Here is a 7937-nt window from a genome sequence, read left to right on the forward strand (position 1 = left end):
GGATGCCGGGGTCCGGGGCGAAGCCCCGGTTTCGGGAAGGGGCGGGGTGGGGGAATGAATCCCCCCCCCCCCCCCACTCACGATGCGCCGGGCTCCAAGCCCCCGCCAGGCTCCGACCTCACCTCGGGCGCCGACGCGGCCTCAAGCTCCACCCTCACCCCAGGCTCCCGCTTCACAAGCGACACAGGCCCCACCGGCGCGGCCTCCGAGACCTTCCCCAGCGCAGCCCACCGCGTCGCTCGCGACCCCGTGTCATGCCAGGACGAGTCGAGGAAGTCGTACGGCTCGAAGGGCGACTCGGCAGCCGGAGCGACGGGCGCGGGATCCGGCACCTGCTCATCGGCCGCCGCGCCCCGGCGCGGCCACCACCGGGGCAGCCGCCGAGCCCGCCGCCCGCCCGGTTCAGCGGGCTCGGCGGATACGGCGGTGTCGACGGACTCGACGGGCTCGGCCACCGGCTCGGCGGACGCCACCTTGGGCGTGCGCGCCCGCCACCCTCGTACGCCCAGAGCCAGCGGCATCCCGCACAGCAGGACCCAGCCGCAGGCCGCGCCCCCGGCCTGCCACCACACCGGACCGAACGACGCCAGCGTGCCCACGCCGAGCGGGCCGCCGGCGAGTGCGGCGAGCAGAGCGAGCGCGAGGCCGGTGAGCAGGGCCGCGAGCCCGATCGCCAGCGCGGTCGCACCCCGGCTCCAGACCTCCTCGCGCTCCCCCTTCGCCGGCGCCGCCGACCGCACGGCGAACCATCCGACGGTCAGCCCGGCGAGCGCCGGCACCGCGAGGCAGGCCCAGGTCAGCGGTGTGCCGGGCCCGGGTGAAGGCACCGCGGCGAGCAGCGGGAAGGACGGAAGCAGCGGACCGCCCTCGGGGGTCCCGAGCGGCCAGGCGACCAGTCCGGTACCGAGCAGCACGCCCGGGCCGAGTGCGTAGGCGGCGCCCCACACGGCGGCGTTGGGTACGAGGACCACGGCGAGCAGAAGCACCGCGACCCGGCCGGACCACGCGCCCGTCAGCTGCAGGAACGAGGCCTGCGCGGCATCGAGGTGCAGCCCGAGCGACACGGCCACGAGCAGCGCACCGCCGCCGAGCAGGACCAGCACACCGGCTGTCGCCGAGCGCACGGCGGCGGCGAGTTGGTCCCTGCGGTCCAGGAGAGCACGTACCGGCGAAGTGTCCTGGAGGCGGTACGCGAAGGAGGGCAGCGGACCGCGTGGCCGGCCGTACGCCGTCCACACCCCTGCGGCCGCGGCGGCCCCCGCGAGCAGCGGCAGATGGACGGCGGCGCTCAGCGGATCCGCGGACAGCGGGCCGCCCCTCGCATAGAGCACCGCGGCGGTTCCGACGAGGAGATAGCCGCCGGCCACCCCGCCCAGCGCGGTCCGTACGTCCGGCGCCGCGTCGGCCGCGTCGCGGGCCGCGCGGTGCACGAGCAGCACGGGCAGCCCGAGCAGCAGCAGCGGCGTGATGCCGACCGGGGCCGGTACGCCGGTGAGGGTGTCGGGCCGGACGAGTTCGGTGCCGTGGGCGAGCAGCCACAGTCCCGCGGCCACGTGGAGTGCCGCGCCGGGGCCGCTGTCCGGGTACGGCGACGAGATCCAGAACGCCATCACCAGGACGGCCAGCGCCCCGAGTCCGAGCCCCGCGGCGATCGCGCCGCCGAGGAGGCAGGGCACGAGCGCCGACGATCTGCGGCGCGTGGCAAGGGCATTGAGCAGGGCCTGCGGCGTGACCGCGGGCCCCTCCGGCTGCGCGCTGCGGTCGGTCGTGTGCGTCACGCCCGCCATGGTCCCAACGACACGCGCGCTCTTCGCGTAACAGGCGAATGCCCGAAGTGTCGCCCAATATACGTTTATGTACTTATCGGGGCACCGTCCTGCCATGGGCCCCGGTCCCACAGCCCACGGTGTGGAGAGTCCGACATGACGCAGAGCCCCGCCGCCCCACTGCCCGGCCCCGAGGAGCGCCGTCGGCTGCGTGAGGCGAACGACCTGAGCCAGGCCCAGGTCGCCGAGCTGGTCGGCGTCACCCGCGAGACGGTCCGCTCCTGGGAGTCGGGCCGCACGAACCCCCGGGGACGAACGCGGGAGACGTACGCGGGGTTGCTGGCGAGTTGGAGCGGGTCGAAGCCGGGTGGGCTCTGGGCTGGTGGGGGGAAGCCGGGTGGGCTCGGGGTTGGCGGGGGGAAGCCGGGTGGGCTCGAGGTCGGTGACGCGCGGGCCGCTGGGCCGGGCTCCGGTGCGTCGCGGGCCGGTCACTTGGGCTCCGGTGAGTCGCGGGCCGGTCACTTGGGCTCAGGTGCGTCGCGGGCCGGTGGGCGGCGGCTGGGTGAAGTGGCAGATCTTCGGGGCGGGGAACGGCGGGACTCGGGTGAGGAACGGCGGAACTCGGGCGGGGAACGGCGGAACTCGGGTGAGGAACGGCGGGATTCGGGCGGGGAACGGCGGGATTCGGGTGAGGAACGGACGGGCGAGAGGCGGGCACTGACGGGGAGTCAGTCGTCTGACGGGGACGGGCGTACGGGGGGTGAGCGACGCAAGGGAGAAGTTGACGGAGCAGCCCGCCCGACGCCGGCTCGCCCCACGCCTGCCCTGCTGGCCAAGTTCGCCAGGCGGGGGGCGGGCGAACGAGCAGGAGAAGGGGCCGGTGCGGTCGGGTCCGGTGCGGCGATGTCGGGTACGGCCAGGTCGGGCGCGACCCGGGCGGGTGCGACGGGACCCGGTGCAGTCATGTCGGGTGCAGCCGGATCAGGTGCAGCGGGGTCCGAGGCAGAGTCCGGGGCGGCGGGGTCCTCGGCACCCGGGCTGCCCGCACCCGCTGAGACCGCCGAGCCCAGGCCCACTCCCCCCAAGCCCGCTCCACCGAAGCCCGCGGCCTCGCCGCCCTCGGCAGCGGCGCCCTCGGCGACGGCGACCTCGACGACCGCTCCCGTACACACCTCGCGGCCGGTCACGTCCACGACCGAGCAGTCGGTCCGTGCAGCCGCAACCGCAGCCGCGCCCGACACCTCACCGGTTACCCCCTCGCGCGCAGCGACCTCACCGGCAGAAGCGGCCCCGGGGTCCCCCACCCGGGCCCCGGCGGACTCCGCACGCCCAGCCGACCCCGCAGCCGCGTCCCGGCCCGCCAGGAACGAGGCCGGCCGGAACGCCAAGGCCGCTCCCGGCCCCACCGAAACCGGAGCCCCCGTGCCGGCCGACATCGCCGTGGAGTCGACCGAGGCCCCGAGCCGCACCTCAACCACCCCCAGGCCGCCCCAAGCCCCGGCCGCCACCGCATCCGCATCCGCATCCGCACCAAAGTCCAGCCCCACCGAGCCCCCGGCCCACAACTCACCGACCGAGGCCGCAGCCCTCACCTCAGCCACCACCAAACCGACCGAGATCCCGACTCTCACCCCAACCACCCCCAAGCCGGCCAAGACCCCGGCCCACACCTCACCGACCGAGACCCCGGCCCTCACCTCAGAAACCCCTGAACTGACCGAGACCGCGGCCCTCACCTCAGCAATCCCTGAACCGGCCGAGGCCGCAGCCCCGACCACCCCCAAGCCCACCAACGCCCCGCACCCGAACCCGAACCCGAACCCGAACCCCGCACCCTCCCCCCAGCCCTCCGAATCTGCAAAGGCCGTCGAGCACCTCATGCCTGTGAAGCCCGTCGAGCTCGCCGCGCGTGCCGAGCTCAGTCAGTCCGCCGGGGCCGCCGAGGCCGCCGCCCCCGTCAGCACTCAGCTCGTCGACCTCTCCAAGGAGCAGGGACGTAAGGGCCGTAAGGGCTCCCGGACCCGGCCCAAGGCCGCGGCCAAGCGGGCCGCCAAACCGGCCGGCACCGGCCCCTCGCGCGACGAGCACAGCGGTGTGCCGCCCCGCGGCGACCACCACGGTGAGCACAACGGCACTGCGGCGCAGCGCGCGGACGGCCGAAGCGCCCGCCCCGGCGACACCGCACCGAAGCCCTCAGCCGCCCAGGCCACAGCCCTCGTCGACGAGACCCCCGACGGAGGACTCGCCGGAGACGGGTCGCCCGGGCCGGGGAACGGCCACGCCGAGGAGGAGCCCACGGGTCTCACGCCGGCGCAGGCCTTCGACGCGCTGTACGCGTTCACCGCACCCGGGCTCGTACGGCAGACGTATCTGCTGACCGGACGGCGCGCGCTGGCGAAGGAGGCGGTGGAGCGGGCGTTCCACAAGGCGTGGGAGCAGTGGCCCGACGTCGCCAAGGACCGGGACCCCGTGGGCTGGGTGCGGGCGGTCGCGTACGAATACGCGCTCTCGCCCTGGCACCGTTTCCGCCGCAGCCACCGCCACCCGGACGCCCCGCCGGCGGAGCCCGAGGACCGCAAGCTGCTCGACACGCTCCTGAGCCTGCCGCCCTCGTACCGGCGCACGCTCGTCCTGTACGACGGTGTCGGGCTCGATCTGCCCGAGACCGCGGCCGAGACCGAGGCGAGCACGCCGGCCGCGGCGAACCGTCTCGTGCATGCGCGCGAGGCGATCGCCGAGAAGCTGCCCGAGCTGTCCGACCCGGCCGAACTCCAGCGCAGGCTGGACGAGTTGGCCTGCGCCGAGAAGCTCGGCACGGGCAAGGCGACGGCCGTACGGGGCGAGGGCGAGCGACGGGTGCGGTTCTGGACGCGGGCGGCGATCGCGTTCACGACGCTGATCATCGGGGCGTCGGCGATTACCTGGATCACCTCGGCGAAGGACTACGAGCCGAAGCAGGCCCCCGGCCAGAAGATCACCGGTGTGCCGGCGCGGCCCGGGCCGCAGATCCTCGACCACCGGGACAAGCAGCTCCGCGAGAAGCTGCGCAACGAGCCGGGTGCCGGGCCGGAGCGGGTCCATCCGCTGGCCGAGTAGCTCCTGTGGCCCTTGGCCCGTTGCCCGGACAGACCCCTCCCTCCCGGGGGCCGAGCCCTGTCAAGGCTATCGGCGCCCACTGACAACGCGCGGTCCGCGCAGCCGGACCGACCCGCACGCCGAAGGCCCGTACCCCTGGCAGGAGGGGTACGGGCCTTCGTACGAGCTACGAGCTACGAGCTACGAGCTACGAGCAGCAATCAGCCGGCGAGGATCGCGCGGGCGAGCTTGGCCGTCTCGGTCGGGGTCTTGCCGACCTTGACGCCCGCGGCCTCGAGGGCCTCCTTCTTCGCGGCGGCCGTGCCGGAGGAGCCGGAGACGATGGCGCCGGCGTGGCCCATGGTCTTGCCCTCGGGCGCGGTGAAGCCGGCGACGTAGCCGACGACCGGCTTCGTCACGTTGGCCTTGATGAAGTCGGCCGCGCGCTCCTCGGCGTCACCGCCGATCTCGCCGATCATGACGATCAGGTCGGTGTCGGGGTCGGCCTCGAACGCGGCAAGCGCGTCGATGTGCGTCGTACCGATGACCGGGTCGCCACCGATGCCGACGGCGGACGAGAAGCCGATGTCACGGAGCTCGTACATCATCTGGTACGTCAGCGTGCCGGACTTCGAGACCAGACCGATGCGGCCCGGCTTCGTGATGTCGCCCGGGATGATGCCGGCGTTGGACTGGCCCGGGGTGATGAGACCGGGGCAGTTCGGGCCGATGATGCGGGTCTTGTCGCCCTGCGACTTCGCGTACGCGTAGAACGCGGCGGAGTCGTGGACGGCGATGCCCTCGGTGATGACCACGGCGAGCGGGATCTCGGCGTCGATCGCCTCGACCACGGCGGCCTTGGCGAAGGCCGGCGGGACGAAGAGGACGGAGACGTTGGCGCCCGTCTTCTCCATCGCCTCGGCGACGGTGCCGAAGACCGGGATCTCGGTGCCGTCGATGTCGACCGACGTGCCCGCCTTACGCGGGTTCACGCCACCGACGATGTTGGTGCCGTCCGCGAGCATGAGCTTGGTGTGCTTCATGCCCGTGGCACCGGTCATGCCCTGGACGATGACCTTGCTGTCCTTGTTGAGGAAGATAGCCATGGTGGTGTCTGACCTCGTCCCTTACTTCGCGGCCGCGAGCTCGGCGGCCTTGTCGGCCGCGCCGTCCATCGTGTCCACTCGCTGCACCAGCGGGTGGTTGGCGTCGCTGAGGATCTTGCGACCCAGCTCGGCGTTGTTGCCGTCCAGACGGACGACGAGGGGCTTGGTGACGTCCTCGCCCTTGGTCTTGAGGAGCTCCAGGGCCTGGACGATGCCGTTGGCGACCTCGTCACAGGCGGTGATGCCGCCGAAGACGTTGACGAACACGGACTTGACGTCCGGGTCGCCGAGGATGATCTCGAGACCGTTGGCCATCACCTCGGCGGAGGCGCCGCCGCCGATGTCGAGGAAGTTGGCCGGCTTCACGCCGCCGTGGTTCTCACCGGCGTACGCGACGACGTCGAGGGTGCTCATCACGAGACCCGCGCCGTTGCCGATGATGCCGACCTCACCGTCGAGCTTGACGTAGTTGAGGCCCTTGGCCTTGGCCGCAGCCTCGAGCGGGTTGGCTGCGTCCTTGTCCTCGAGCGCCTCGTGCTCGGGCTGACGGAAGTCGGCGTTGGCGTCCAGGGACACCTTGCCGTCCAGGGCCAGGATGTCGCCGGAGGCGACCTTGGCGAGCGGGTTGACCTCGACGAGGAGCGCGTCCTCGGCGACGAAGGTCTTCCACAGGACCTGGAGGACGTCGGCGACCTTCTCGGCCACGTCCGCCGGGAACTTCGCGGCCGTGACGATCTCGCGCGCCTTCTCGGCGTTCACACCGTCGTTGGCGTCGATGGCGATCTTGGCGACCGCCTCGGGGCGGTTGGCCGCGACTTCCTCGATGTCCATGCCGCCCTCGACGGAGGCGATGCACAGGAAGGTGCGGTTGGTTCGGTCGAGGAGGTACGAGACGTAGTACTCCTCGGCGATCTCGGGGGCCAGCTCGGCGATCATCACCTTGTGGACCGTGTGGCCCTTGATGTCCATGCCGAGGATCTGGCCGGCCTTCTCGACCGCGTCGTCTCCGTTGTCGGCCAGCTTCACGCCGCCGGCCTTGCCGCGGCCGCCGACCTTCACCTGGGCCTTGACGACGGACTTGCCGCCGAGGCGCTCGGTCGCGGCGCGCGCGGCCTCAGGCGTGTCAATGACTTCACCGGCCAGCACCGGTACACCGTGCTTGGCGAAGAGGTCCCTCGCCTGGTACTCGAACAGGTCCACGCGCGTCCGTCCCTTTTCCGTGTCGCGTCGGTCGCGTTTGATCGCGATCGCGTCTGTCGCGTTCGTTGTCTGCGGGCTGCGTCTGCATGTCTGCGTCTGCATGGGCGTGCCGCGAAGGGCAACGTGACGGCGCTGTCACTGAGGGAGGCGTACACGGTGGCCGTGGACGCGGCATGTCCGTCTCGCAGGTTATCGCCGAGGGACGTTGGTCCCTAAATCGCAGATCACACTGTGGCGGTGATAACAGTCACAGGCCGCCCGGGGCCTGTGAGGCAGTGACGTAGCGTGACCCCGCTTGCTGCGCGAGGGGGAGGGGTCCGTGTGATGCGCGGGGGTCGGGGCGTGCGGCGACGGCCGTTCTCGGCTCGGGTCGGACGGTTATCCGTTCGGTACGTCTCGGCAAGACGCTGTACTCGACGGTGGATCAGGGACCTGGCGCAGGCGGGGGCTGGTCGAAGAAGCCAGTGCGGAACCCGCCACGGACCGACCCGGACGCGAACCAATTGCCGCAGTACGCCGAGCTGTTGCTCGACCAGGGCAAGACGGTTCGCAAGGGGTCCGAACGGGTCGGCGGTGTGCTCACCGAGCGTCTCTCCGGCCGCCTCACCGGCGCGCAACTGCGCACCGTGGAACCGCGGGTGGCCGACGGCAGTGGAGGAAGCCGGCCTTGGTGAGGGGGAGCCGGACGGGAACGTGCCGCGGACCGGACACCCCCGAGCGCAGAGGTCCCCTCCAAGCGCTCGGGGTGCACAGGCCCGGCCCGCGGCCACGCAGGCGCCGGCCTGGGGGG

General features: G+C 72.7%; 5 protein-coding genes and 1 pseudogene. 3 read left to right on the forward strand and 3 right to left on the reverse strand.

Going from position 1 to position 7937, the window contains the following annotated elements:
* Positions 1-77 precede the first annotated feature (77 nt).
* On the reverse strand, positions 78-1787 hold the full coding sequence (locus tag ABT367_RS39665; RefSeq protein WP_352258616.1) for a cell division protein PerM: 1710 nt from the start codon (positions 1785-1787) through the stop codon (positions 78-80).
* Between the two features lie 135 nt (positions 1788-1922).
* On the opposite strand from ABT367_RS39665, the pseudogene ABT367_RS39670 reads away from it, so the two are divergent.
* Both ABT367_RS39670 and ABT367_RS39675 read left to right on the forward strand, forming a co-directional pair.
* Positions 1923-2109 (forward strand): annotated as a pseudogene (locus ABT367_RS39670) (helix-turn-helix transcriptional regulator); the annotation flags it as partial.
* Between the two features lie 1541 nt (positions 2110-3650).
* Positions 3651-4862 carry an RNA polymerase sigma factor gene (locus tag ABT367_RS39675; RefSeq protein ID WP_434975645.1) on the forward strand — a complete coding sequence of 404 codons (1212 nt, stop codon included), beginning with the start codon at positions 3651-3653 and terminating at the stop codon, positions 4860-4862.
* A 200-nt stretch (positions 4863-5062) separates the two neighbouring features.
* Here ABT367_RS39675 and sucD read toward each other — a convergent pair whose 3' ends face one another.
* The gene (gene sucD, locus ABT367_RS39680; protein WP_352258618.1) at positions 5063-5947 is read right to left on the reverse strand and encodes a succinate--CoA ligase subunit alpha; all 885 of its coding nucleotides are present in this window, start codon (positions 5945-5947) and stop codon (positions 5063-5065) included.
* 21 nt (positions 5948-5968) lie between these two features.
* Positions 5969-7147: an ADP-forming succinate--CoA ligase subunit beta gene (sucC, locus tag ABT367_RS39685; protein WP_352258620.1), complete on the reverse strand. Its 1179-nt coding sequence runs from the start codon at positions 7145-7147 to the stop codon at positions 5969-5971.
* A 464-nt stretch (positions 7148-7611) separates the two neighbouring features.
* Here sucC and ABT367_RS39690 point away from each other — a divergent pair, with 464 nt between their 5' ends.
* Positions 7612-7821: a hypothetical protein gene (locus tag ABT367_RS39690; protein ID WP_352258622.1), complete on the forward strand. Its 210-nt coding sequence runs from the start codon at positions 7612-7614 to the stop codon at positions 7819-7821.
* The last annotated feature ends 116 nt before the right edge of the window (positions 7822-7937 follow it).

The sequence above is a fragment of the Streptomyces mesophilus genome, from assembly GCF_040300965.1.
GTDB classification, from domain to species: domain Bacteria; phylum Actinomycetota; class Actinomycetes; order Streptomycetales; family Streptomycetaceae; genus Streptomyces; species Streptomyces mesophilus_A.